The organism is Ruegeria sp. A4, from assembly GCF_056543025.1.
In genome coordinates, this window is record NZ_JBQGAW010000001.1 from 1,315,087 (window position 1) to 1,339,178 (window position 24,092).

25 protein-coding genes and 3 tRNA genes are annotated in these 24,092 nt (G+C 59.0%); 18 read left to right on the plus strand and 10 right to left on the minus strand.

Features of this window, described 5'->3' with window-relative positions; genetic code table 11:
• The gene (gene mraZ, locus ACR0E2_RS06520) at window positions 1-504 is read right to left on the minus strand and encodes a division/cell wall cluster transcriptional repressor MraZ (protein ID WP_152458672.1); all 504 of its coding nucleotides are present in this window, start codon (window positions 502-504) and stop codon (window positions 1-3) included.
• 966 nt (window positions 505-1,470) lie between these two features.
• Here mraZ and ACR0E2_RS06525 point away from each other — a divergent pair.
• Together ACR0E2_RS06525 and ACR0E2_RS06530 are read left to right on the plus strand one after the other, a co-directional pair.
• Window positions 1,471-1,695, plus strand: coding sequence for a DUF1127 domain-containing protein (locus ACR0E2_RS06525; RefSeq protein WP_480445748.1), 225 nt, complete (start codon window positions 1,471-1,473; stop codon window positions 1,693-1,695).
• A gap of 374 nt (window positions 1,696-2,069) precedes the next feature.
• Window positions 2,070-2,360, plus strand: a complete 291-nt coding sequence (locus tag ACR0E2_RS06530; RefSeq protein WP_152458674.1) for a DUF1330 domain-containing protein — start codon at window positions 2,070-2,072, stop codon at window positions 2,358-2,360.
• Between the two features lie 4 nt (window positions 2,361-2,364).
• Here the strand turns inward: ACR0E2_RS06530 and ACR0E2_RS06535 are convergent, their stop codons facing one another.
• Window positions 2,365-4,758 carry an ATP-dependent helicase gene (locus tag ACR0E2_RS06535; RefSeq protein ID WP_480445749.1) on the minus strand — a complete coding sequence of 798 codons (2,394 nt, stop codon included), beginning with the start codon at window positions 4,756-4,758 and terminating at the stop codon, window positions 2,365-2,367.
• A 179-nt stretch (window positions 4,759-4,937) separates the two neighbouring features.
• Here ACR0E2_RS06535 and ACR0E2_RS06540 point away from each other — a divergent pair, with 179 nt between their 5' ends.
• The 4 genes from ACR0E2_RS06540 to ACR0E2_RS06555 all read left to right on the plus strand — a co-directional run bounded on the left by ACR0E2_RS06540 (window position 4,938) and on the right by ACR0E2_RS06555 (window position 11,935).
• Complete coding sequence (locus ACR0E2_RS06540) at window positions 4,938-6,713, plus strand: sensor domain-containing diguanylate cyclase (RefSeq protein WP_480445751.1); 1,776 nt, start codon at window positions 4,938-4,940, stop codon at window positions 6,711-6,713.
• A 39-nt stretch (window positions 6,714-6,752) separates the two neighbouring features.
• The gene (locus ACR0E2_RS06545; RefSeq protein ID WP_480445752.1) at window positions 6,753-7,874 is read left to right on the plus strand and encodes an alpha-hydroxy acid oxidase; all 1,122 of its coding nucleotides are present in this window, start codon (window positions 6,753-6,755) and stop codon (window positions 7,872-7,874) included.
• 160 nt (window positions 7,875-8,034) lie between these two features.
• Window positions 8,035-11,472, plus strand: coding sequence for a pyruvate carboxylase (locus tag ACR0E2_RS06550; RefSeq protein ID WP_480445753.1), 3,438 nt, complete (start codon window positions 8,035-8,037; stop codon window positions 11,470-11,472).
• Between the two features lie 79 nt (window positions 11,473-11,551).
• Window positions 11,552-11,935 (plus strand): MAPEG family protein, encoded by a 384-nt coding sequence (locus tag ACR0E2_RS06555; RefSeq protein ID WP_480445755.1) that lies wholly within the window; start codon window positions 11,552-11,554, stop codon window positions 11,933-11,935.
• Between the two features lie 15 nt (window positions 11,936-11,950).
• On the opposite strand, the gene ACR0E2_RS06560 is transcribed toward ACR0E2_RS06555, so the two are convergent.
• The gene (locus ACR0E2_RS06560) at window positions 11,951-12,103 is read right to left on the minus strand and encodes a hypothetical protein (protein WP_480445756.1); all 153 of its coding nucleotides are present in this window, start codon (window positions 12,101-12,103) and stop codon (window positions 11,951-11,953) included.
• A gap of 150 nt (window positions 12,104-12,253) precedes the next feature.
• Between ACR0E2_RS06560 and ACR0E2_RS06565 the strand changes: the two genes are divergently transcribed.
• From ACR0E2_RS06565 to ACR0E2_RS06575, 3 genes are all read left to right on the plus strand, one after another.
• Window positions 12,254-12,328 (plus strand) — tRNA-Gly (locus ACR0E2_RS06565).
• A 33-nt stretch (window positions 12,329-12,361) separates the two neighbouring features.
• A tRNA-Gly gene (locus ACR0E2_RS06570) sits at window positions 12,362-12,436 on the plus strand.
• Between the two features lie 81 nt (window positions 12,437-12,517).
• The gene (locus ACR0E2_RS06575) at window positions 12,518-13,378 is read left to right on the plus strand and encodes a GNAT family N-acetyltransferase (RefSeq protein WP_480445758.1); all 861 of its coding nucleotides are present in this window, start codon (window positions 12,518-12,520) and stop codon (window positions 13,376-13,378) included.
• Here ACR0E2_RS06575 and ACR0E2_RS06580 read toward each other — a convergent pair.
• The gene (locus tag ACR0E2_RS06580; protein WP_050602861.1) at window positions 13,375-13,614 is read right to left on the minus strand and encodes an Lrp/AsnC family transcriptional regulator; all 240 of its coding nucleotides are present in this window, start codon (window positions 13,612-13,614) and stop codon (window positions 13,375-13,377) included. The genes ACR0E2_RS06575 and ACR0E2_RS06580 overlap by 4 nt on opposite strands.
• A gap of 154 nt (window positions 13,615-13,768) precedes the next feature.
• Here ACR0E2_RS06580 and hisB point away from each other — a divergent pair, with 154 nt between their 5' ends.
• Both hisB and hisH read left to right on the plus strand, forming a co-directional pair.
• Window positions 13,769-14,356: an imidazoleglycerol-phosphate dehydratase HisB gene (hisB, locus tag ACR0E2_RS06585; protein WP_171630965.1), complete on the plus strand. Its 588-nt coding sequence runs from the start codon at window positions 13,769-13,771 to the stop codon at window positions 14,354-14,356.
• Window positions 14,357-14,995: an imidazole glycerol phosphate synthase subunit HisH gene (gene hisH / locus ACR0E2_RS06590; protein ID WP_480445760.1), complete on the plus strand. Its 639-nt coding sequence runs from the start codon at window positions 14,357-14,359 to the stop codon at window positions 14,993-14,995.
• A gap of 3 nt (window positions 14,996-14,998) precedes the next feature.
• Here hisH and ACR0E2_RS06595 read toward each other — a convergent pair whose 3' ends face one another.
• The gene (locus ACR0E2_RS06595; protein WP_480445762.1) at window positions 14,999-15,400 is read right to left on the minus strand and encodes a DUF2147 domain-containing protein; all 402 of its coding nucleotides are present in this window, start codon (window positions 15,398-15,400) and stop codon (window positions 14,999-15,001) included.
• Between the two features lie 134 nt (window positions 15,401-15,534).
• Between ACR0E2_RS06595 and hisA the strand changes: the two genes are divergently transcribed.
• Both hisA and ACR0E2_RS06605 read left to right on the plus strand, forming a co-directional pair.
• Window positions 15,535-16,257, plus strand: coding sequence for a 1-(5-phosphoribosyl)-5-[(5-phosphoribosylamino)methylideneamino]imidazole-4-carboxamide isomerase (gene hisA, locus ACR0E2_RS06600; protein WP_480445764.1), 723 nt, complete (start codon window positions 15,535-15,537; stop codon window positions 16,255-16,257).
• A 4-nt stretch (window positions 16,258-16,261) separates the two neighbouring features.
• Window positions 16,262-16,726, plus strand: coding sequence for a DUF2867 domain-containing protein (locus ACR0E2_RS06605; RefSeq protein WP_480445765.1), 465 nt, complete (start codon window positions 16,262-16,264; stop codon window positions 16,724-16,726).
• Between the two features lie 11 nt (window positions 16,727-16,737).
• Here the strand turns inward: ACR0E2_RS06605 and ACR0E2_RS06610 are convergent, their stop codons facing one another.
• The gene (locus tag ACR0E2_RS06610) at window positions 16,738-17,130 is read right to left on the minus strand and encodes a DUF302 domain-containing protein (protein WP_171633762.1); all 393 of its coding nucleotides are present in this window, start codon (window positions 17,128-17,130) and stop codon (window positions 16,738-16,740) included.
• A gap of 280 nt (window positions 17,131-17,410) precedes the next feature.
• On the opposite strand from ACR0E2_RS06610, the gene ACR0E2_RS06615 reads away from it, so the two are divergent.
• From ACR0E2_RS06615 to ACR0E2_RS06630, 4 genes are all read left to right on the plus strand, one after another.
• Window positions 17,411-19,633 carry a fused MFS/spermidine synthase gene (locus tag ACR0E2_RS06615; protein WP_480445767.1) on the plus strand — a complete coding sequence of 741 codons (2,223 nt, stop codon included), beginning with the start codon at window positions 17,411-17,413 and terminating at the stop codon, window positions 19,631-19,633.
• A gap of 107 nt (window positions 19,634-19,740) precedes the next feature.
• The gene (gene hisF, locus ACR0E2_RS06620) at window positions 19,741-20,502 is read left to right on the plus strand and encodes an imidazole glycerol phosphate synthase subunit HisF (RefSeq protein ID WP_171227884.1); all 762 of its coding nucleotides are present in this window, start codon (window positions 19,741-19,743) and stop codon (window positions 20,500-20,502) included.
• Window positions 20,499-20,816 carry a phosphoribosyl-ATP diphosphatase gene (locus tag ACR0E2_RS06625; protein WP_171231240.1) on the plus strand — a complete coding sequence of 106 codons (318 nt, stop codon included), beginning with the start codon at window positions 20,499-20,501 and terminating at the stop codon, window positions 20,814-20,816. Before hisF ends, ACR0E2_RS06625 begins: the two co-directional genes overlap by 4 nt.
• A 69-nt stretch (window positions 20,817-20,885) precedes the next feature.
• Window positions 20,886-21,458, plus strand: a complete 573-nt coding sequence (locus ACR0E2_RS06630; RefSeq protein WP_480445768.1) for a hypothetical protein — start codon at window positions 20,886-20,888, stop codon at window positions 21,456-21,458.
• On the opposite strand, the gene ACR0E2_RS06635 is transcribed toward ACR0E2_RS06630, so the two are convergent.
• The 4 genes from ACR0E2_RS06635 to rlmB all read right to left on the minus strand — a co-directional run bounded on the left by ACR0E2_RS06635 (window position 21,455) and on the right by rlmB (window position 23,746).
• Complete coding sequence (locus tag ACR0E2_RS06635) at window positions 21,455-21,925, minus strand: CoA-binding protein (protein WP_480445769.1); 471 nt, start codon at window positions 21,923-21,925, stop codon at window positions 21,455-21,457. The two genes, ACR0E2_RS06630 and ACR0E2_RS06635, sit on opposite strands and share 4 nt — an antisense overlap.
• Window positions 21,926-22,121: 196 nt before the next feature.
• Window positions 22,122-22,574 (minus strand): YHS domain-containing (seleno)protein, encoded by a 453-nt coding sequence (locus tag ACR0E2_RS06640; protein WP_480445771.1) that lies wholly within the window; start codon window positions 22,572-22,574, stop codon window positions 22,122-22,124.
• Window positions 22,575-22,677: 103 nt separating this feature from the next.
• On the minus strand, window positions 22,678-22,992 hold the full coding sequence (locus tag ACR0E2_RS06645; RefSeq protein WP_253283489.1) for a hypothetical protein: 315 nt from the start codon (window positions 22,990-22,992) through the stop codon (window positions 22,678-22,680).
• A complete protein-coding gene (gene rlmB / locus ACR0E2_RS06650; RefSeq protein WP_480445772.1) occupies window positions 22,976-23,746 on the minus strand; it encodes a 23S rRNA (guanosine(2251)-2'-O)-methyltransferase RlmB in 771 nt (256 codons plus the stop codon). Before rlmB ends, ACR0E2_RS06645 begins: the two co-directional genes overlap by 17 nt.
• Before the next feature lie 116 nt (window positions 23,747-23,862).
• Here rlmB and ACR0E2_RS06655 point away from each other — a divergent pair.
• A tRNA-Tyr gene (locus ACR0E2_RS06655) sits at window positions 23,863-23,946 on the plus strand.
• The last annotated feature ends 146 nt before the right edge of the window (window positions 23,947-24,092 follow it).

Here is a 24,092-nt window from a genome sequence, read left to right on the forward strand (position 1 = left end):
TCACCCGCCCTCGACTTCATCGAGGAATTGCAGCGGATCAACATCGTCGCCAAGGCCGTCCAGCCATTCCTCGGTCGCCGCCAATTCCTCGGATTCGTAGGTCTCGGGCTTCCAGATCTGAAAAGTATCCCCGGCGGCAATAAAAAACGCCTCGCCCTCAAGACCAATCTTCTTGCGCAGCTTTGCCGGCAGGACCAGCCGCCCGGTTTCATCGACATTGGTCGGGAAGGACTGCCCGTGGAACAGGCGCTGCAACATCTTGCGCTTCATCGAACCGCGAGGCAGCGCGTCGATCTTGGCATCGACCTCGTCGATGGCCTGCATGGTATAGCATTCCAGGTATTTGCGGCGATGATCCCCGTAGACGATCACAAGCTCTGGATTGTCGCCGGGTTGCCAGTTGGGATCGGAGGACTCAAGCACGCGGCGAAACGAGGCCGGGATCGACACCCTGCCTTTCGCATCCACCTTATGGTGGCTTTCACCTCTAAACCTGCGCGCCAAGACGACTGTCCCTTTCGCTTGCGCCCCACTTGAAATTCGCGTTCCCCCGGAAGAAAAACGGCGGGTTGATCTGCTGCCACTGATCAACCCGCCGCATTGACCCGCTTTGCGGGATGTCCAGCTGCACGCGCCACCTGGGGGGATGTCTGCTCGCCCGCGCGCCGGATCTCTTGATTGATGAAAGCGAGATGCCTGTATGAAACCTGATTATTTTTGGTCGGGGTCGTTTGGTGCCCCTGCTGCCTCGTCCTCATCGGATGTATAAGGGATGCCATGGGAATTCATGGAAATCAACAGGAATTTTGCGAACCGCGTTCCATGAATCACGCTTCAGGAACAAGACCACCATGAAACTTGAACGCAATAACACCAACTATAGACCAGATTAACACAATACCCTCTATATATAGATCATTTGAGGCTGAAATTTTTTTCCCACGATTTCCCAAAAAATCTAAAGAATTGCCGTTTTGATTGGAAAAACCCAGCATCCTTGGGCAGCGATCTCGCAGAATCATTCGCTTTTCGCGCGCAATTCCGACGGGACTTCGCCCCCGGCAACCACATCGGCCCATGAAATCCCGTGGCGTTCAGGCAATAGGCCCTACGACCTGCGAAACCGGTAAACTTGTCATCAGGGAATAGCTGAAGCGCCGTGCTTTGCCTGGCGCTTCGGTCACGCGCACGCCTAGAATTGTTTTATTGCGCACAAATTCCAGCCAACACCGCTCAATTAGACGGCAAGCCATCAGAAGGCCATGTTTCCGCTGTCACCCGTGACCCAAGGGAAGGCCCAATGTTTCAAGGCGCATTTCGAGTTGAAGGAAAAAACTGAACCAATCTATGCGCTTGCTGCATAGCAGCATTGACGACACGACCTATTGTGCAATCGCAGCATTTGCCTATTTTCAACCTCAAGCAAGGGCCGAGCGTAATCGGCAAAGCAGATAAATACGGATGATGAGCATGGCAATCGCAAGCACACATACAGCCTCGAAGAGCGCACCGGCGTTCGGACTCGCAACTTTGATCGAAAACGCAAAGGCGCGTTTTGCCCGCTATCGTATGTATCGCCAGACCGTCAATGAGCTGGCAGGACTGTCGGACCGTGAACTGGCCGATCTGGGCCTGCATCGGTCCATGATCCGTCGGGTGGCCATGCAGGCCGCCAACGATCACATCGCGCAATAAGCGCGCCACGAATACCGAGATCAGGCCCTTCCTCCTCCCTTAGGGTCTGTTATCAGCGGCAACGTCTCTCCTCCTCCCTGACGTTGCCGCACCAAATACCGGCCTCAACCCGCCGGACCCTGATACATCGAGGCTCTCCTCCTCCCTGCCTTGATGTTGAAAGCGCGCGGCGACGCCTTCCTCCTCCCTGACGTCGCCGCGTCTTCTCCATACCGGGCTCAAACCCGGGTTCGAATACATCGGGGCTCTCCTCCTCCCTGCTCTGATGTTGACAAGACGGCGGTTCCCCTTCCTCCTCCCTGGGAACCGCCGTTTTTTTTGTTTTTCTGACATAGGTGTAAGATGGCCCACTGATTTCTGATCCGGAGGAAACAATGGCCGCCTATTTCATCGCGCAAATCGACATCCACGACCCGGATGGGTATCAGGATTATCTGGCGGGTTTCATGCCGATCTTCGACCGCCACAAAGGCCGCCTGCTCACGGTCTCATCGAAACCGGTCGAACGGATCGAAGGCGATTGGCCCGAAGGCGGCATTGTGCTGATGGAATTTCCGGACCTTGCCACGGCGAAAGCCTGGAAAGACGACCCTGATTACATCGAGCTGGCGAAGATCCGGCAAGCCACCGCCTCGACCAATCTGGTTCTAGTCGAAGGGATATGACGCCTCAGAACGGGACGTCATCCTTGTTGGTCAGAAAACGTGAGACCACTTTCTTTGTGCCTGCCTTGTCGAATTCGACTTCGACCTTGTCGCCCTCGATCCCGACAACCGCGCCATAGCCGAATTTCTGGTGGAACACCCGTTCCCCCAGCGTGAAACTGGCCACGGCGGTCGCGTCGATCACCGTGTTGCGGGGTTCGCGCGGCTGCGACATGCCGTATTGCCCCTGGCGCGCCTGCATCCGCCTCCAGCCCGGCGAGTTGTAGACATTCGCTTCGGCCGCGCGGGTCTCGATACCAGCCGACATCTGACTGTTGCCGTGTAACCCGGCCCCTTGCAAAACCTCAACGTGATCGTCCGGCAATTCGTCGATGAAGCGCGAGGGCATGGAGTTCTGCCACTGCCCGAACACCCGCCGGTTGGCGGCAAAAGAAATGGTACACACTTCTTCGGCACGGGTGATGCCGACATAGGCCAGGCGCCGTTCTTCCTCGAGCCCCTTGAGCCCGGATTCGTCCATTGACCGCTGCGAAGGGAACAGCCCGTCTTCCCAGCCCGGCAGGAAGACGGCGGGAAACTCCAGCCCCTTGGCCGCATGCAGGGTCATGATCGAAACCTTGGCGCCGTCGCTGTCCTGTTCGTTGTCCATGACCAGACTGACATGTTCCAGAAATCCTTGCAGGTTCTCGAAATTGTCCAGCTGGTTCACCAGTTCCTTGAGGTTTTCAAGGCGCCCCGGCGCTTCGGGCGTCTTGTCGTTCTGCCAGTGGGCGGTATAGCCGGATTCGTCGAGAATGATCTGCGCAAGTTCGATATGCGTATGCTCGGGTGCGCCGAACCGCAGGGGTGAACCGTCATCGATCACCGAATCGTCGTCCACCTCGATCCGTGGCCCACGCGTCATCGCATTCCAACGCGCCAGACCGTCGATCAGTTCGCGCAGCGCCTTGCCGCCCTTGCCCTTGATCAGCCCGTTATCGACGGCAATCCGAGCCCCTTCGACCAGTGACACCCCATTTTCGCGCGCGGTCATCTGGATCGTCTTCTGCGCCTTGTCGCCAAGGCCGCGTTTCGGCGTGTTTACGATTCTCTCAAACGCAAGATCATCCTCGGGGCTGACCACCAGCCGGAAATAGGCCATGGCATCGCGAATCTCCATCCGCTCGTAGAATCGCGGGCCGCCGATCACCTTGTAGGGCAGACCGATGGTCAGAAACCTGTCTTCGAAGGCGCGCATCTGGTGGCTGGCCCGGACGAGGATCGCGATCTCATCAAGGTTCATCGGGCGAATACCGCGCGTACCGCCCTGCATCGCGTCGATCTCCTCGCCAATCCAGCGGGCCTCTTCCTCGCCATCCCAATGGCCGATCAGATTGACCTTGTGGCCTTCCTCGGCTTCGGTCCACAGCTCTTTGCCCAGGCGGTTTTCATTGCCGCGAATGACGTTCGACGCAGCCGCCAGAATATGCGGGGTCGAGCGGTAGTTCTGTTCCAGCCGCACCACATGGGCGCCGGGAAAATCCTTTTCGAAGCGCAGGATGTTGCCCACCTCGGCCCCGCGCCAGCCATAGATCGACTGATCGTCATCGCCGACGCAGCAGATGTTCTTGTGCCCCCCGGCCAGCAGGCGCAGCCACAGATATTGGGCGATGTTGGTGTCCTGATACTCGTCCACCAGGATATAGCGGAACCAGCGCTGGTATTGCTCCAGCACATCCGGGTGGGTCTGGAAGATCGCAACCATGTGCAGAAGCAGATCGCCGAAATCCACTGCATTCAATTCGCGCAGGCGGGTCTGATATTGGGCATACAGCTCAATGCCCTTGTTGTCGTAAGCCCCGGCATCGGCGGCTGGCACCTTGTCGGGTGTCAGCGCACGGTTCTTCCAATCGTCAATGACTCCCAGCAACATCCGCGCAGGCCAGCGTTTGTCGTCGATACTTGCGGCCTGCACCAACTGCTTGAGCAGGCGCAGCTGGTCGTCGGTATCCAGAATGGTGAAGTTCGATTTCAAATCGACCAGTTCCGCATGGCGGCGCAGCAGTTTGACGCAGATCGAATGAAAGGTACCCAGCCACGGCATCCCCTCGGCGGGCTGCCCCAGCAGGCGACCAACCCGTTCCTTCATCTCGCGCGCGGCCTTGTTGGTGAAGGTTACCGACAGAATCTCATTCGGGCGCGCGCGCGCGGTGTTGAGAAGATGTGCGATCCGGGCAGTCAGAGCCTTGGTCTTGCCCGTCCCGGCACCTGCCAGCATCAAGACCGGGCCATCCAGCCGCTCGACCGCGTCCCGTTGCGCAGGGTTCAGCTCATCCAGATAGGGCGAAGGGCGCACGGCCATGGCCCGCGCCGACAGCGATGCGCCCTCGAAGGCGTCCATTTCGTCAAAACTGCTCATGGCCCCAAACTACGCCGGATGAGCGCGAAGGGAAAGGGTTTGTTCACGGCTTGTTCACAGACTTTTCGCACTTCTTTTTACATTCAATTCTAAACAAACACGCCACCGCCCTGCACCCCCGTTAACTCTCTGTCAAATCCTGACTGGGATGTTTGGCAGAGTGTAGTGGGAGCGGACAAATGAAACAGGCGGAACTGACGGGTCAATCCTCGAGGCTTAAAATGATGGGCGTGGCCTTGATGCTGCTTGCGCTGACGGCAGCAGCGTGCTGGGGGATCTACGCCGCCCCGGCGCCAGTGGTTGATCGCATGCTGGAAGCAGACCTGCGAAAGAACGCGATGCGGATGAGCCGCCAGGTCGAAAGCCATCTGAACGATCTTGAACAGACATTCCGTTTTCACGCATTGACCGATCATGACCAGGAGTTTCTGGAGCTTCTGCCCGAAACCACGGACATTTACCGCTTCAAGCTGTTCGATGCTTCGGGGCAGGTGTTCTGGTCGACCCGAGCCAGCGACGTCGGGTTCGAGAATACGAAACCCTATTTCCAGTCGATCGTCGCCGCCGGGGGCCTTTATTTCAAACACGAAGAAAAGCCGATTACCGAAGTTGATTCCTTTGTTGTCGACAATTCCCGGGATACGGAACTGAGCAGCCGCCATGTGGCCGAGGTCTACACGCCGATCATCAAGGATGCGACGTTCCTGGGCGCGATCGAGTTCTATTCCGACATAACCGACCTCCGGAACCTGTTCATCACGCGCGTTCGCCTGTCTCTGGCGCTGCTGAGCGGGGTCGCCCTGCTGGCGCTGACGACTGTCATCCTGATTGTCCATCGCACCAACCGCCGTCAGGTTCGCGACCTTCGCAAACGGGCCCAGAAAGAGAGGGAGCTGATGGACGAGCAGCTGCGCCTGGCCCGAGAGGTCCGTCTGCTGGGTGAATTGAACGAATGGCTGCAATCAAGCCGGTCGCTGGATGAACTGTTCGACATGGTGTCTCGCTTCATGACCCACATCCTGCCAGAGGCCGAAGGCAGCGTGTATGTCTATTCAAACTCACGCGATGTGCTGGATGGCTGCGCCAGCTGGAACGGTGGAACTCATAAATCCCACATTCACCCCGAAGGTTGCTGGGGCTTGCGGCGCGGCCGGACCTACGAGTTCGGCGCATCCGAGATTGATTTTGTCTGCGAACACGCCGAACCGCATGACGGGCGGCCCTATTTCTGCTTTCCCATTCTGGCCCATGGCGAAACCGTCGGTCTTTTGCATCTGCGGGCACTTGAGGGGCGCGAAGACTGCTTCAACAAGAGCCGCAAGCTGGCCCAATTATGCGCCGAACAGATCAGTATGGCGATCGCCAATGTCCGCATGCGGGATCAGCTTCACGACCAATCGGTACGAGACCCCCTGACCGGGCTGTTCAATCGCCGCCACATGACCGAGACGCTGCGCAAGTCCATCAGCCGCAGCCAGCAGACGGGCGCCGCGCTAAGCCTGATCGCCGTGGACGTGGATCACTTCAAGAAGTTCAACGATACTCATGGGCATGACGCGGGCGACATGGTGTTGCGCGCCGTCGGCGCCGCCCTGGAACAAGGGTGCGACCGGGACGAAGTCGCCTGCCGCATCGGGGGTGAAGAGTTCATGCTGATCCTGCCTGACAACAGCCCCGAAGATACCGTGACCCGCGCCGAACAACTGCGCCAGGCGGTTGAAGCCGTCACCGTACGATATGGCGAGAAGGCCTTGCCGCGCATTACGATATCGGTCGGGGTCGCACATTACCCGGCCCACGGCACCATGCCGCAGGACCTGATGCGCGCGGCAGACGATTCGCTTTATGTCGCCAAAGACAAGGGGCGCAACCAGGTGCATGTTGCAAGCGGCACCAGGAACCAGACCAAAAATGCGCCGCCTGAAAACCGGCAACCACCTAAGGATGCAGCTTAAAAAACTTGCCGAATCGCATGGCAGGTCGGATCAATCTGCATGGACTTGCACAGCACTTATCCCGGCATACCGGATCTGAAACACCGTGCGCGCCGTCGTCTGCCACATTTCGTGTGGGAGTATATCGACAGTGGAACCGGGATTGAAACGACGCTGCACCGGAACCGCCAGGCGCTGGATGAGGTGCGTCTCTGCCCCTCGATCCTGCATGGCGAGCTGGACTTTGATACGTCAAAGACGTTTCTCGACGCTTCGTATCCGCTGCCGTTCGGAATCGCGCCGATCGGAATGTCCGGGCTGGTCTGGCCCCGCGCCGAGCAACTGCTTGCCAGCGCGGCCGCAAAGGCGGGTATTCCCTATACCCTGTCGACCGTAGCCAGCCAAAGCCCCGAAGACATGGCACCGCATCTTGGGGACAATGCCTGGTTCCAGCTTTACCCGCCCCGGGATCCGGATATTCGAAAAGACCTGCTGAACCGGGTCCGCAAGGCCGGGTTCAAGACCCTGATCCTCACCGCGGATGTTCCCGTCGCTTCGCGCAGGGAAAGGCAGACACGATCGGGCCTGCGGCAACCGCCAAAGCTGACCCCGCGCATTCTGGCGCAGATCGCCCAGAGACCTGCCTGGGCGATGGGCATGCTGCGCAACGGTGTGCCGCATATGCGAACGCTGGACAAATATATCGAAAACCCCGGAAATCTGCCGCCCACGGCTCATATCGGTTACCTGCTTCGAACCTCGCCGGATCTGGACTATGTCAAATGGCTGCGCGACCATTGGGACGGGCCGCTTGTCCTGAAGGGTGTCCTGCGACCAGAGGATACAAGCAGGCTGGAACAGGTCGGTGTCGATGCCTTGTGGGTGTCGAATCATGGCGGCCGTCAATTTGACGCGGCCCCGGCCAGCATCGAGGTTCTGCCCTCTGTCCGGGATGCAACCCGCCTGCCCCTGATTTTCGACAGTGGTGTCGAAGGCGGTCTGGATATCTTGCGGGCCATGTCGCTGGGCGCAGACTTCGTCATGCTCGGGCGGGCTTTTTTGTATGGTCTCGCGGCACTTGGCGCGCGGGGGCCTGCACATGTCATCGAGATTCTCAGGCAGGACCTGCATGCAAATATGGGCCAGATGGGCCTGGCAAGCCTGTGTCAGATTGAGAGTTAACGTTAAACATTTGATGCTGCGGCGCAGCAAAAGTATAAGGGCGCTGCGATCATAGGGCGTTTGCGAGCGATAACATGCCGGTTCTACCCAGAAGAACGGATATACCTGCGCGTATTCTCCGCCCAATAAGACGCCCATACACAAAAGACCGGGACCTATCATGACAGACTTCAACAAGATCCTGATCGCCAACCGCGGCGAGATTGCCATCCGCGTCATGCGCGCAGCAAACGAGATGGGAAAACGAACCGTCGCCGTCTACGCTGAAGAAGACAAACTGGGCCTGCACCGGTTCAAGGCGGACGAGGCGTATCAGATCGGTGAAGGCATGGGGCCGGTTGCCGCATATCTTTCGATCGACGAGATCATCCGTGTTGCCAAGCAATGTGGTGCCGACGCGATTCATCCGGGCTATGGCCTGCTGTCCGAGAACCCGGATTTCGTCGATGCCTGCGTCAAGAACGGCATCACCTTCATCGGCCCCAAGGCGGAAACCATGCGCGCGCTTGGCGACAAGGCCAGCGCGCGACGCGTAGCCATCGAAGCCGGCGTTCCGGTCATTCCTGCCACCGAAGTTCTGGGCGATGACATGGACGCGATCCGCAAGGAGGCCGCCGAAATCGGCTATCCGCTAATGCTCAAGGCGTCCTGGGGCGGCGGCGGGCGCGGCATGCGCCCGATCCAGTCGGAAGAAGAGCTGGAAGAGAAAGTGCTGGAAGGCCGTCGCGAGGCCGAGGCCGCATTCGGCAACGGCGAGGGTTATCTGGAAAAGATGATCATTCGTGCGCGCCACGTCGAGGTGCAGATCCTGGGCGACAAGCACGGTGAAATCTATCACCTGTATGAACGCGACTGCTCGGTCCAGCGCCGGAACCAGAAGGTCGTGGAACGCGCCCCTGCCCCGTATCTGAGCGACGAACAGCGCGCCGAGATCTGCGAGCTTGGCCGAAGGATCTGTGCGCATGTCAATTACGAATGTGCCGGCACGGTCGAGTTCCTGATGGATATGGACACCGGCAAGTTCTATTTCATCGAAGTCAATCCGCGCGTACAGGTCGAACACACCGTGACCGAAGAAGTCACCGGTATCGACATCGTGCAGGCGCAGATCCTGATCGCCGAGGGCAAGACGCTGGCCGAGGCGACCGGCATGGCCAGCCAAAAGGATATCCAGCTCAACGGTCACGCGTTGCAGACACGGATCACCACCGAGGACCCGCAGAACAACTTCATCCCCGATTATGGCCGGATCACCGCCTATCGCTCGGCCACCGGTATGGGCATCCGTCTGGATGGCGGCACGGCCTATGCGGGCGGGGTGATTACGCGCTATTATGACTCGCTGCTGACCAAGGTTACGGCCTGGGCCCCGACGCCCGAAAAGGCGATTTCCCGGATGGACCGCGCCCTGCGCGAGTTCCGCATCCGCGGGGTTTCGACGAATATCGACTTCGTCATCAACCTGCTCAAGCATCCGACCTTCCTGTCGAACGAATACACCACCAAGTTCATCGACACGACGCCCGAACTGTTCACCTTCAAGAAGCGGCGCGACCGCGGCACCAAGGTTCTGACCTATATCGCGGACATCACCGTGAACGGGCATCCCGAAACCAAGGACCGCCCGCGCCCGCGCGCCGACCTGAAAGAGGCCAGGCCTCCGGCGCTGAAGGCCGAACCGCAGATGGGTACGCGCAACCTGCTGGAGCAGAAGGGCCCGCAGGCGGTGGCCGACTGGATGAAGGCGCAGCGCCAACTGCTGATCACCGACACCACCATGCGCGACGGGCACCAGTCGCTGCTGGCGACCCGGATGCGCTCGATCGACATGATCAAGGTGGCTCCCACCTATGCGGCGAACCTGCCGCAGCTGTTCTCGGTCGAATGCTGGGGCGGCGCGACTTTCGACGTGGCGTATCGGTTCTTGCAGGAATGCCCGTGGCAGCGCCTGCGGGACCTGCGCGAGGCGATGCCGAACCTGATGACCCAGATGCTGCTGCGCGGCGCAAACGGCGTGGGCTATACGAACTATCCTGACAACGTGGTGCAGGAGTTCGTGCGTCAGGCGGCGACAGGAATTGACGTGTTCCGTGTCTTCGACTCGCTGAACTGGGTCGAAAACATGCGCGTGGCGATGGACGCGGTCGTCGAGAGCGGCAAGATTTGCGAAGGTACCGTCTGTTACACTGGCGATATTCTTGACCCCGATCGCGCCAAGTACGACCTGAAATATTATGTCGGCATGGCGAAAGAGCTGCGCGACGCCGGCGCGCATATTCTGGGCCTCAAAGACATGGCGGGCCTGCTGAAACCGGCCGCGGCCAAGATCCTGATCCGTGCGCTGAAGGAAGAGGTCGGGTTGCCGATACACTTCCACACCCATGACACCGCCGGTATTGCCAGCGCGACCATTCTGGCCGCGTCCGAGGCGGGTGTGGATGCAGTTGACTGCGCGATGGACAGCTTCTCGGGCAACACCAGCCAGGCGACGCTGGGTACGGTGGTCGAGGCGCTGCGCCATACCGACCGCGACACCGGGCTGGACATCAAGGCCATTCGTGAAATCAGCGATTACTTCGAGGCTGTGCGTGGCCAGTACGCGGCCTTCGAATCCAGCCTTCAGGCCCCCGCTTCCGAGGTCTATCTGCACGAGATGCCGGGCGGTCAGTTCACCAACCTCAAGGCGCAGGCACGCAGCCTGGGTCTGGAAGAACGCTGGCACGAAGTGGCGCAGATGTATGCTGACGTGAACCAGATGTTCGGTGACATCGTGAAGGTCACGCCGTCTTCCAAGGTCGTTGGTGACATGGCGCTGATGATGGTCAGCCAGAACATGACACGTGAACAGGTCGAGGACCCGAATACCGACGTGGCCTTCCCCGATTCGGTCGTGGACATGATGCGCGGCAATCTGGGTCAGCCTCCGGGCGGTTTCCCCGAGACCATCATCAAGAAGGTGCTGAAAGACGAGGTTCCCAACACGCAGCGCCCCGGCAAGGACGTGCCCCCGGTCGATCTTGAAGCCACCCGCGCCGAGCTGTCCAAGCAGCTGGAAGGCAAAGAGGTCGATGACGAGGATCTGAACGGATACCTGATGTATCCCAAGGTGTTCCTGGACTACATGGGTCGCCACCGGATCTACGGCCCGGTCCGTACCCTGCCAACGCGCACCTTCTTCTACGGCATGGAGCCGGGCGAAGAGATTACCGCGGAAATCGACCCCGGCAAGACGCTGGAAATCCGGTGTCAGGCCATCGGCGAAACGGATGAAAAGGGCGAGGTCAAAGTGTTCTTTGAACTCAACGGCCAACCGCGCGTGATCCGGGTTCCGAACCGGCTGGTCACCTCGACCACGCAGGCGCGGCCCAAGGCCGAGGTCGGCAACCCGGATCATGTCGGTGCGCCGATGCCCGGTGTTGTTGCCACCGTCGCCGTAACAGCGGGCCAGCAGGTCAAGGAAGGCGACATGTTGCTGACCATCGAGGCGATGAAGATGGAAACCGGCATCCACGCCGAGCGCGATGCGACCGTAAAGGCCGTTCATGTGCAACCCGGTGGCCAGATTGACGCAAAGGACCTTCTGGTCGAGCTGGAATAACCTGCCGAACCGGTTACAGTTCAAAGGGCCGCGCGGGAAACCGCGCGGCCCTTTTTCTATGCTGGAACGGAGACCCACCATGCTTGCTATCACCCCGATCTATGCGGCCCTGATCGCTATTCTTTACGTGGCACTCAGCGTCAAAGTGATCCTTCAGCGCCGCAGCGACAAAATCTCGGTCGGGGATGGGGGCAGCAAATTGATGATCAAGGCGATACGGACACATTCCAATTGCGCCGAATACGCCCCTATCGCCCTTTTGCTGATCGCCATGGTGGAGTTGCAGGGCGCCGGAGGGTTGCTTGTGCATATACTGGGTTTGATGTTGCTGGCCGGGCGTCTGCTGCACGCTTACGGATTCGGGCGCACGCCCCAGATCGTCATCCTGCGGCAGGCTGGCATGAGCCTGACGTTCCTGGCCATTCTGATTGCGGCCATCGCCAACCTGATTCTGGCGCTATAGGTCGGCTGGCGGGTGTTATCCGGTCAGATCCGACGTCATCACATGGGGCGCTTTCAACAAAACGGGCGTGATCCGGTTGTGTTCGTGATCGTCCGATTTCGGCATCGCGGTGACCAGCAAGATCATTGCGGCCAGCGCCATTATCTTCATGTCTGCAACAGAAATCATGAAAGCCCCTCTGCCTGTGTCTTTTTTTGATCCGTGTTTGAGATTGAACGGGCCGGATGCCCAGTTCCGTCGAAATATTTTTCCTCTTTTTTGTGTTTTTCCGCTTGCAGCCCCGCGTGGGAATTTATAAATCCCTCCTCACTCAACGGCGCGGGCGTAGCTCAGGGGTAGAGCATAACCTTGCCAAGGTTAGGGTCGGGCGTTCGAATCGCCTCGCCCGCTCCATTGAGAGGTCTTCGGACCACATTTGTATCTGATGCGGGCGTAGCTCAGGGGTAGAGCATAACCTTGCCAAGGTTAGGGTCGGGCGTTCGAATCGCCTCGCCCGCTCCAGATACAAAACTCTCCAGACATGCTGGTTCTTCACAAGACATTGCGTCATTCTGGTTGCATTGCCCAACGCAGGATTCACCCATGTCTGATTACGTCATCCGCCCTCTTACCGTTGACGAGGTCCAAAAGGCCGTTGATTGGGCCGGGCGCGAAGGGTGGAACCCGGGGCATCACGATGCTCGTTGCTTCCACGGCACGGATACTCGCGGGTTTCTCGGGGGTTTCCTGGATGGCGAAATGATCGCTTCCATCTCGGTCGTTCAGTATGATGACGCGTTTGCGTTCCTTGGCTTCTACATCGTCCGGCCCGAGTTTCGCGGATCGGGCCACGGGCTGAAAATCTGGCAGCACGCCTTGGAAAACTGCAAAGCGGGCAATATCGGCTTGGATGGGGTCGTCGACCAGCAACACAACTACCGCAGCTCAGGGTTTTCTTTCGCCTATAACAACTATCGTTTCACGGCGACCGTGCAGAAGTTGCAGCAGGCTCTGACCTCATCAACCGGCGTTGAGCCCCTGACGGCGGCGTCCAAGGCTTTGTTCGCCTACGACCGGCACCTTTTTCCGGCCCGCCGCGACGCGTTCTTGCAGGGCTGGATTAGCGCGCCGGGCCATATGTCCCGCGTGTATTCCGAGGATGGTCAGATCAAGGGGTACGCAACGTTGCGCCCCTGCCGGACAGGGTACAAGATCGGGCCGCTTTTTGCAGATCGCGAGAGCATCGCCGAAGCCCTGCTGGCCGGTTTGCTGGAAACCGTGCCACCCCAACATTCACAGGACGCCGTTTTCATCGACATGCCTTTGCCCAACACGGCCGCGTTTGCGCTGGCCGCAAAGCTCGGGTTGGAAAAGGTGTTTGAAACGGCCCGGATGTATTCCGGCCGCGCGCCGGATATCGATCTGAGCCGTGTCTTTGGCGTCACCTCATTCGAACTGGGTTAAAACGCCTTGAACGTCATTGTGGTCAGCGAGCGTTCGATATTGGGAATCACCAGCAGGTGTTCGTTGATGAAATGGCCCACATCCTCGGTCTCGGGGATATAGAGCTTGAGCAGCAGATCATATTCACCGCTGGTGGAATACAGTTCAGAGTGGATTTCGCGCAGGGCGATTTCCTCGGCGACCTTGTAGGTGGTTCCGGGCTTGCAACGGATCTGGATGAAAACGCAGGTGGACATGGATTGACCCTATCGGTTCGTGTTGTTGGCAAGCTGACACGGGGCCAAGCCGGGCGCAATCCCCTGCAACAGTTTGCAGCGATCGCAACGCGCGGTCTGGAAAACCCCGACCTTCCCCGTCTATAAGCGCGCCTGTAGCAAAAGGAATTCGCCCATGCGCAGCGCAAAGATCAGCCGCCAGACTGCCGAAACCGAAATTTCGGTCGAGATCAATCTGGATGGCACCGGCATGTATGACAACCAGACCGGAGTTGGCTTTTTTGATCACATGCTGGATCAACTGGCGCGCCATTCCCTGATCGACATGACGATCCGCGCCAAGGGCGATTACCACATTGATGATCACCACACGGTCGAAGATACCGGCATTGCGCTGGGGCAGGCTTTGACGCAGGCCCTGGGCGACAAGAAAGGGATCCGGCGGTACGGAGAATGCCACCTGCCGATGGACGACGCTCAGGTGCGCTGTGCCCTGGACCTGTCGGGCCGCCCCTATCTGATCTGGAATGTGGATCTGCCGACGCAGAAAATCGGTGCGTTCGACACAGAACTTGTGCGCGAGTTTTTTCAGGCGCTCAGCACCCATGGCGGCATCACGCTGCATATCGACCAGCTGCACGGTTTCAACAGCCACCACATCGCCGAGGCCGCATTCAAGGCCGTCGCCCGCGCGCTGCGCGACGCCGTTGAGACCGATCCGCGCAAGGCAGACGCGATTCCGTCGACCAAAGGCGCTTTGTAAATGCTGACCGCCATTATCGACTACGAAAGCGGCAACCTGCACTCGGCGGAAAAAGCGTTTCAGCGCATGGCGCAAGAGGTCGGCGCGGGTGAGGTTGTCGTCACCTCGGACGCGGATGTTGTGGCACGCGCCGATCGCTTGGTTCTGCCCGGCGACGGGGCGTTTCCGGCATGCGCTGCCGAACTGCGTGGGCACAAGGGCATCTATGACGCGATGGTCGAAGCGGTCGAACAGAAAGGCCGCCCGTTTCTGGGCATCTGTGTGGGTATGCAGTTGATGGCAACCAAGGGCCATGAATACAGCGAAACGGATGGTCTGGGCTGGATTGCCGGCGATGTCGTCAGGATCGAGCCGTCAGACACATCGCTGAAAGTGCCGCATATGGGCTGGAACGATCTTGTTCTGGACAGCGACCACCCGGTGTTCGACGGGGTGAAATCTGGCGATCACACCTATTTCGTCCACTCGTACCACTTCCGGGTGTCCGACCCGGCACATCGATTGGCTTATGTGGACTACGGGCAGGAGGTCACGGCCGTGATTGGCCGTGACACGATGGTTGGAATGCAGTTTCACCCCGAGAAAAGCCAGGACGTTGGCCTGCGCATGCTGGGCAACTTCCTGACCTGGAAACCCTGAGGCTTACTGAACACGCGTCCAGGTTTGACCGCGACAGATCAGACCGCCCGCCACGCATCCCTTGACGGTCAGTTTGTTCTGGCCGTCCAGTGACATTTTTGAATTGTAGGTTTTGTCCCGGTCCGGTGCCCAGATCTTGCCGCTGTCATAGCTTCCGCCGCCATCGGGCACCATGTCCCAAATGATCTGCTTGCCTAGGTTTTCATATTCCAGCTGCTCGTTGCCATCCGCATCAAAGGCGCTGTCGATGGTTCCGCAGATCGCACTGCCGCATTCGGAAATCGTCACGTGCAGATAGCCGCCGGTATCACCGGGTGCAGTCTTCCACAGACCATCGACGGGATCCGCAGCCATCGCGCTGGTCGCAAGAAACATAAAACCCGCTGCAAACGTAAATTTCTTCATGATTGTCTCCCTGTTTTGATGGCAGTCTGACCCGGCAGCCAGCGGCGGGCAAGAATGACCCAGCGTCGCGTTGCATCCCCTGCCCCGCCTGTGCGATATCCCGCGCGTGCAACACAGAAATAGGGCCGCCCGACATGATCCTCTACCCCGCTATCGACCTCAAAGACGGCAATGCCGTGCGCCTGCTGCGTGGTGAAATGGACAAGGCCACCGTGTTCAACGAAGACCCCGCCGCGCAGGCCCGCGCCTTTGTCGAGGCCGGGTGCGAGTGGCTGCACCTGGTCGATCTGAACGGCGCTTTTGCAGGTGAGCCGGTCAACGCCGCCCCGGTCGAAGCGATTCTGAAAGCCTGCGACGTGCCCGTGCAATTGGGTGGCGGCATCCGCGACATGGCCACTATCGAGACCTGGATCGACAAAGGTCTGGCCCGCGTGATTCTGGGCACGGTCGCGGTCGAGAACCCCGATCTGGTGCGCGAAGCGGCCAAAGCCTTTCCCGGCAAGGTCGCCGTGGGCATCGACGCGCGCAACGGTCTGGTTGCCACCAAAGGTTGGGCCGAAGAAACCGACGTTCAGGTAACCGATCTGGCCCGCAGCTTCGAAGACGCGGGCGTCGCCGCGATCATATACACCGACATCAACCGGGACGGCGCGATGCAGGGCCCCAATGTCGAGGCCACCGCAGAGCTTGCCAAATCAGTCGATATTCCGGTCATCGCATCTGGCGGCGTGTCCTCGATCGCCGATCTGATCGCCCTGCGCGATTGTGGCGCAGCTTTGAACGGTGCCATTTCCGGCCGCGCGCTTTATGATGGGGCGATTGATCTGAAAGAGGCTCTGACCACGCTCAGAGGATAGCCTTATGTTTCATTCGCCGGTAAAGCGCTCCGAACTGTCCGCGCACAGCCTGCTGAACGAACGGTTCAAAACCGGCGACTTTCTGGACTGCTTCAGTGTTGAGTCCAATCTGCCGCCGCGCCGGGCCGCGGAAATCATTACCGCGTTCCCCGGATGGGCGATGGCACTGGTTCGGCTGCGCGGCCTGCTGGTGAAACCGTTTGGCCTCAGCACGACCGGCCCGGATGCTGGCGACAAGCTAGGGATCTTCCCGGTCGAACATGATGACAGGACCGAGGTGATCGCAGGATTCAACGATCGCCACCTGGATTTCCGGGTTTCCGTCCTGTCGGAAAACGGCCGAATCTCGCTGGCCACGTGGGTCCGACGCCATAACCTTGGCGGGCGCCTCTACCTGGCTGCGATCCTGCCATTTCACATCCTGATCGCGCGAAACGCGCTTGCGCGTGTGAAAAGCGCAAGCACATGACCCAAAAGGTCTTAACCCGCGGCCGCAGCGGTCAACTTGGCGAGCGCGCCGCGCATCTTCTCGACTACAGGTGACTTTTCGACGTCATCCAGCTCGTCCATCGTTTCCTTGGGGTCTTCATAGGCCAACCAGACCTGACCGTTCCCATCCTCATACGCCTGCACCTTGAGCGGCAGGAACAACCCTGCACGCGGATCGATCTGCATGGCCGGCGTGCCCAGCGCAGGATTGCCGAAAATCAGCACTTGATTGGCCGGAATGGGCGTACCGACCTTTTCCGCCCCGGCTGCGTGGTCGATGCGGGCGAAGACAGTGGCCCCTGCGTTTCCAACCGCCGCTTCCAGCGCATCCAGCGCCTCGGCTACGGATTTGTTCGTTTGAACTTTGATGATGTCGTCAGCCATGGCGGCCAAAGCCCCTCCGAGCGAAAAAATTGAAGCAAGTATCAAGCTACGCATATCGGTATTCCTTCTGTAATATTCACTCCAATTCTCACAGGTTTTGGAAATCTGACAATCACAAGTCTGGCATCAGCAAAGCCTTGCCAGAATTGAAGGCGCCCATTTTACCCTTGCTTTCGAGAACAATCCGACCAGAAGCCAAACATTTTACTGTGTTGAGCCATAATTCGGGCGGAATCCCCGCTTAACTCCTTCGTCAAACACAACAACCCGGGTGGCAAACGTGAGTATTTCCAACCTAGACGTTCCCAAGACGTCCAGATTCGGATCAGCAACCATTGCGATCTTCTGCGCGGCGATTTTCACGAGCGCCAGTCTGCTGTTCTTTGTCCAGCCGCTTTTTGCCAAACTGGTTCTTCCAAAAATCGGCGGCGCCCCGGCGGTCTGGACGACCGCTATGCTGTTTTTCCAAGTGGTGCTGATACTCGGGTATGTTTACGCGCACCTGTTGACCAAGTTTCTGCCCTTGCGCTGGCAGATCATCACCCATTTTGCCTTTTGGGTGGCGGCGCTGACTTTCCTGCCGCTGTCCACCAGCGAAAGCTGGAGCTATGACGCCTCGACCTCGACCGCGCTGCAAACGCTTGGCCTGTTCGCCGTGGGTGTGGGTGTACCCTTTGCAGTATTGTCGGCAAATGCGCCCCTGTTGCAGGCCTGGTACGCCAGGTCGGGCGGGCCTTCGGCGGATGATCCGTATTTCCTTTACAGCGCCAGCAATGTCGGATCCTTGCTGGCGTTGTTGGCCTTCCCCCTGGTTGCGGATCCATTTTTTGGCGCGGCCGAGATCAGCCGTGCCTGGCTGGTCGGCTTCGTGCTGTTCGGCGCGCTTTTGCTTGGCAGTGGCATGATCGCCTTGCGGGGATCACGGCACACGAAGCCGTCGGCCCAAACGGCGCTCAAGGCCAGTTTCCCGACCCTGCGGCAGATCGCTGTCTGGGTGTTCGTCGCCTTCATCCCCTCTTCCTTGATGCTGTCCTTCACAACGCGGGTCAGCACGGATCTGGGTGCTCTCCCCTTGATCTGGGTCGTTCCGCTGGCGGTCTATATCCTGTCCTTCATCGTCGCGTTTGCCAAATGGAAACACCTGACGTTGGACGCCTTGAACCTGCCCATGCTGGCGGCGCTGGCGGCGGGTGTCGTACTGGTGTCCAAGGTGGTCAGCGAGCATGACGCGCCGGTGGTTATTCTGCTCTATGTCCCGGTTTTGTTCATCATCGCCCTTTTTGCGCACCGCCTGCTGTACGACATGCGCCCATCCGCCGAGCAATTGACCGTGTTCTACATCGCCCTTTCCGTGGGCGGAGCAATTGGCGGGTTGTTCAACTCGATCGTTGCGCCGATTGCCTTCACACGTGAGTTGGAGGCGCCAATCACCATGATCCTGGCCGGAGGATTGTTTCTTGTCCGCGCTCCGGGATTTGCCCTTCGCCATGTCATCATGGGCATCGCGGCAAGTGTTTTCATCCTCGTCATCGCAGGTGCGACACGCGGCGTCGCAGCCCTGAGCGCGGATATCCCGCGTGCAAGTGCCCTGTTCGCGCTGATATTCGCGGTGCTGTACCTGTTTCGGGCACAGGCCATGCGTATCCCTGTGGTTCTTACCGTCGTTCTGCTGCCCGCATTTGCGGTAAAGAACAATCCGGTGTTTGAAGATCGCAGCTTTTTCGGCGTGCATTCGGTGTATTCAAGCGAGGGCTACCGTGTCTACAAGAACGGCACCACGGTGCATGGCTGGCAACGCGAATCCGAATATGGTACTCGGCCCACTCCGCTGTCCTATTATCACCCCGAAGGACCGATGGCGCAGGTCATCACGTCGGACTTCGGCAAGCAATCCGACAGCATCGGAATTGTCGGTCTGGGAACAGGTGCACTGGCCTGCTATCGGCAGCCTGCGCAAAACTGGGACTTCTTCGAGATCGACGCGACCGTTGACCAGATCGCACGCGACTCTTCGCTGTTCACCTATCTGTCGGAATGCACGCCCGATTCCGAGACCCATCTGGGTGATGCCCGGATCGTTCTGAAGCAAAAGCCTTTTGCCTTCGATATCCTGGTTTTGGATGCGTACAGCTCAGACGCGATTCCGCTTCACTTGATCACACGCGAGGCGGTAGAGATGTATACCAGCCGCCTGGCCGATGATGGGGTTTTGGTGTTCCACATCACAAACCGGTTCTACGATCTGGTCCTGCCTTTGGCCCGAATTGCCGACAGCCTGAACCTGACCGCTGCGCATCAGCGGCTGGCCGTGGGTGAAGAGCAGGTTGAAACCGGAGCCGCCACCAGCAGCGTTGTGATCCTGAGCCCCGACAAATCCCGAATTGAGAGTTTTGCGCAGGATGGAAACTGGCAAATCGTCGAAACCGACGGAGCGCTGCCATGGACCGATGACAAGGCAAACCTGCTTTCGGCACTGAAACTGCTGAAGAACCGGGATCACTAAGCCCCCCGCTCCGCCCATGGCCCGTGCTACCAGGGCCATGGGCGGCAAAACGTCTGTGGCATCGGCGGCGCTTTGCCGGTAAAGGTCCGGCAACGAAGGACGATCAGATGCTGAAGACCCGGATTATTCCTTGCCTTGATGTTGCCGATGGCCGCGTGGTCAAAGGCGTGAATTTTGTCGGTCTGCGCGATGCGGGCGATCCCGTGGAATCGGCCAAGGCGTATGACGCCGCAGGCGCGGACGAAATCTGTTTTCTTGATATCCACGCAACCCACGAAAACCGCGGCACCATGTTCGATGTGGTACAGCGCACCGCCGAGCAGTGCTTTGTACCTCTGACAGTTGGTGGCGGGGTTCGCACCAAGGATGATGTCCGCGCCCTGTTGCTGGCGGGGGCAGACAAGGTCAGCTTCAACTCGGCAGCCGTTGCCAATCCCGACGTGATCGCGGAATCGGCAGATCAATTCGGCAGCCAGTGCATCGTCTGCGCCATCGACGCCAAGACGGTCAGCGCTGGAAAGTGGGAGATTTTCACGCATGGCGGCCGCAAGCCAACAGGCATTGATGCGGTCGCGTTCGCAAAAACCGTTGTCGCCAAAGGCGCCGGAGAAATCCTGCTGACCTCGATGGATCGCGACGGCACCAAGGCTGGCTTCAACCTGCCCCTGACCCGTGCGATTTCCGATGCAGTGGACGTGCCCGTGATCGCAAGCGGCGGTGTCGGCAATCTAGATCATCTGGTAGAAGGCGTCACCCAAGGTGGCGCAAGTGCGGTGCTTGCGGCCTCGATCTTCCATTTCGGAGAATACACGATCCGCGAAGCCAAAGAACACATGGCCGCCGCAGGCATTCCGATGAGGCTGACATGAGCATTCTGCACGACCTTGCTGCCACGATTGAGGCGCGTAAAGGGGCTGACCCCGATTCAAGCTGGACAGCCAAGCTGCTTGCAAAGGGTCCCGAGAAATGCGCCGAGAAATTTGGTGAAGAAGCCATCGAAGCCATCATCGAAGCCACGAAGGGCGATCAGGCCAAGCTGACCGCCGAAGCAGCAGACGTGCTGTATCACCTGCTGGTCATGCTGGCCGCCCGAGACGTGGCGCTGGAGGATGTTCTGGCCGAACTTGCGCGCCGTCAGGGCATCAGCGGCATTGCCGAAAAGGCCGCCCGCCCCAAAAGGTAACGGCCGGGTTCCGCGCCGCCGCAACGGCCGCTATACTCGGGCGTCAGAATGGCAGGCCGAGGGCGCGACATGATCCGAATTTTGATGCTTGTGGCAACGCTTGCCATCGTTGCGGCATGTGCGGCGCCTCCCCCCTCGACCGGGGATGAGGTACAACGCCTGACAGCCGAGATTCAGCGGCTTGGCCCGGATATCGATCCGGAAGAAGCCCGCCGGGCAGCGCAAGTCGCCTATTCCTATACCGCGCAACTGGTGGACGAATACCAGATCACCGACCCGCCGCTGATCCACAATGCGAAGGTCAACAAGGGATTGCGCCCGCGTGGTCTGTGCTGGCATTGGGCCGAGGATATCGAGCGTCGTCTGAAACAGGAAAACTTCCAGACGCTGGAATTGCACCGCGCCATCGCCAACGCCGACAATCCGCTGAGGATCGACCACAGCACCGCGATTATCAGTCGCAAGGGAGACTCGCTGTATGAGGGCGTCGTGCTGGACCCGTGGCGCTATGGCGGGGTTTTGTTCTGGTCACCTCTGGTCGAGGATACCCGATATGAGTGGGTCCCTCGGGACGTGGTGCTGGAAAAACGACGACAGGAACAGGTTGCCCGCCTGAAACCCTATCAGCCAGCAACGCCCTAAAGCTTGGACGAGATGATCCCGGTGGAAAACCCACCCATGCGTAGCTCGCCAAACAGGCGCTGATACTCGATCTTCGGACAGCGGTTCATCACGACGTCCACACCGCGGGCCTTGGCCTTGGCTGCCGCTTCAGGGTGTTCAACCCCGATTTGCATCCAGATCGTTCCGAGGGACGGGAACACCTCCAACGCTTCGTCCACAATGGGCGGCACGGATTCGGACCGTCGGAAGATGTCTACCATGTCCACGGGTTCGGATATCTCCGAAAGGCTGCCGCGTACCCTTTGGCCAAACAGGTCTTTCCCGGCATGGCCCGGATTGACCGGGATCACGTTGAACCCTTTCAACGACAGGTAGCGGGCAACGTAATAGCTGGGCCGCACCGGGTTCATGGACACCCCGACAACGGCAACGGACTTGGTGCGTTGCAGAATGGCTCTCAGCTGCTGATCGGAATAGTCTGGCATACCCTATCCTTAGCAGGGTTCCAAAAAGAAAAAAGCGCCCAAGAAGCCTTGGGCGCCAGTTGTTGGAACGAGGGACAGTGAAATGACCCGCGGCAGTTCCATTCCGCGGTCATTGTGACATTTAGGCATATATTTGGTAAAAAAAAGAGGGGCAGCGCATTTTTGTGATGACTCTTCACAAATAGCTGATTCTCGCTTACTCTCGATAAAGGATTGCCGGCCAGTTTTCTTCAGCCAACTCAATGTATTCTGTCTGATCCTGCTGCCAGATTTCCTCGATCTCGATCGAATGCGTCAGGTACAGACGACCATCCACGACCTTCCAGGCCTTGGGGTCCGAGCTCTTCAGAACTCCCATCGCCATCGCATATGAACAATACCCGCCGAACTGCGGTGCGAAAGCACGGGGATTGCTTTCGAACAGCTCGCGGTTTTCCTGCGAGGTGAAATGCCACCGCGCCCCTTTCCACATCACGGAATTCTCGGGCATGCCCATGATCGGCGCAGAACCGTCGAAAAAGGACACGGCATCATACCCGGCCAACGCCACCCCTTCGGTGGTGTAGTAAACGGGCCTTTCCTGCGCATACGTGGCAGGCGCCAGAAAAAAAGCGCACAGCGCGCCAAGTGTGGAACGTCGGGTCAGCATTGCCATGTCAGAATCTGAATTCACTGGGGTATCAAGATGCAATTTTTTGCTGCATGCGGAACCCCTGTTGACGTGGATGTGAACGATCTTCACCCAAAAACGGTCAATCGAAAATGTCTTCGATCACATCCCAGGCTTCATCGAACACGCGCGAGAACATGCTCTTTTTCTTCTTTTTTCGCTTGGTCTTCCGCGGAGGGGCATGAGAAACCGCAGATCGCACCGTTTTGGCAGGCGCAGCCTTCCGCTTGGGCAGCATCTTCAGATCATGCAAAGGTGCGCCACAACTGGAACAGCTCAGCTCGTGCCGTTCTTTGCCCCTCAGGACCAGCGCAGCCCGGGTCCCGCAGTAGCAGCAGGTCGCAATTTTGGATGGACCGGAAATAACGCTCTCCTTTTTGTCAGGGCCGGGATGCATATAAGGCGATTGCCGCGGCATTTGAGACGTTCAGCGATCCGAATCCCCCGGCTGCGTCAATTTTCACCAATTGATCCACGGTTTCCTTCGTCTTTTGGCGCAATCCCGGGCCTTCCGCCCCCAGAACAAGTGCGACGGGGCGGTCCCGACCGTCGCTCAGCGCGCCTTCGATCGTTACCTCTGCTTCACCGTCCAGCCCAAGGACCAGAAATCCCATATTCTGTAGTTCAACAATTGTGTCGGCAAGGTTGCGCATCCGCAGATAGGGTTGACGCTCCAGCGCGCCGCTGGCGGTTTTTGCGAGGGCCCCAGTCTCGGGCGCGGAATGGTGGCGGGTGCCTATGACGGCACTGGCACCCAGAACTTCGGCCGAGCGCAGAATCGCCCCGACATTGTGCGGGTCCGTAACGCGGTCCAGAAGGATGACGCGTGGATTTTCACGACCGATGCAATTTTCGGCCAGACCGCCCCAATCCAGCGGCTTTACCTCCAGCGCGGCACCCTGGTGCACCGAGCCTGCATCGATGGGCGCCGTAAACTTGCGCGGATCAGCCAACTCGGGCTCGATACCAGAGAATTCAATCGCTTCCGCCAGTTTGTCCCGCGCGTTGCGCGTTACGATCAAGCGCAATTTCTGCCGATTGGGGTTCATCAAAGCGTCGCGAACTGCATGCAGACCGAACAGCCAAACGGTTTCAGCAGCCGCGGCCTTGCGCGCCTGTTCCTTCTCAACGACCCATTTGGGTTTCTTCATTTTGCGGGCCTCCGGGCCGGGAATTCGGTTTCCTGCGCCAAAGCGAAATTTTCCTGTTGACGCTCCTTTGGTGCGCTAGTAATCACGCCTCCACGTCAGGTGCAACGCCTGACAGTGGGCGACAGGCCGCAAGGTGTGGCAGGGGACTGTAACTCCCTCGCGGAGACGCACGCCTGGTTCGATTCCAGGGTCGCCCACCATCTTTCCAGCAGGTTGCAAAGATGGTCAGAATGCATTGCCCGCGCGTTCTCAATTGCACGTATTCGCACAATGACGGCTGCAAAGACTCGTAAAAGTTGCGAAACCGGGCATCGCCCGCTAGTCTGTTAACGTATTTGCGAGGGAC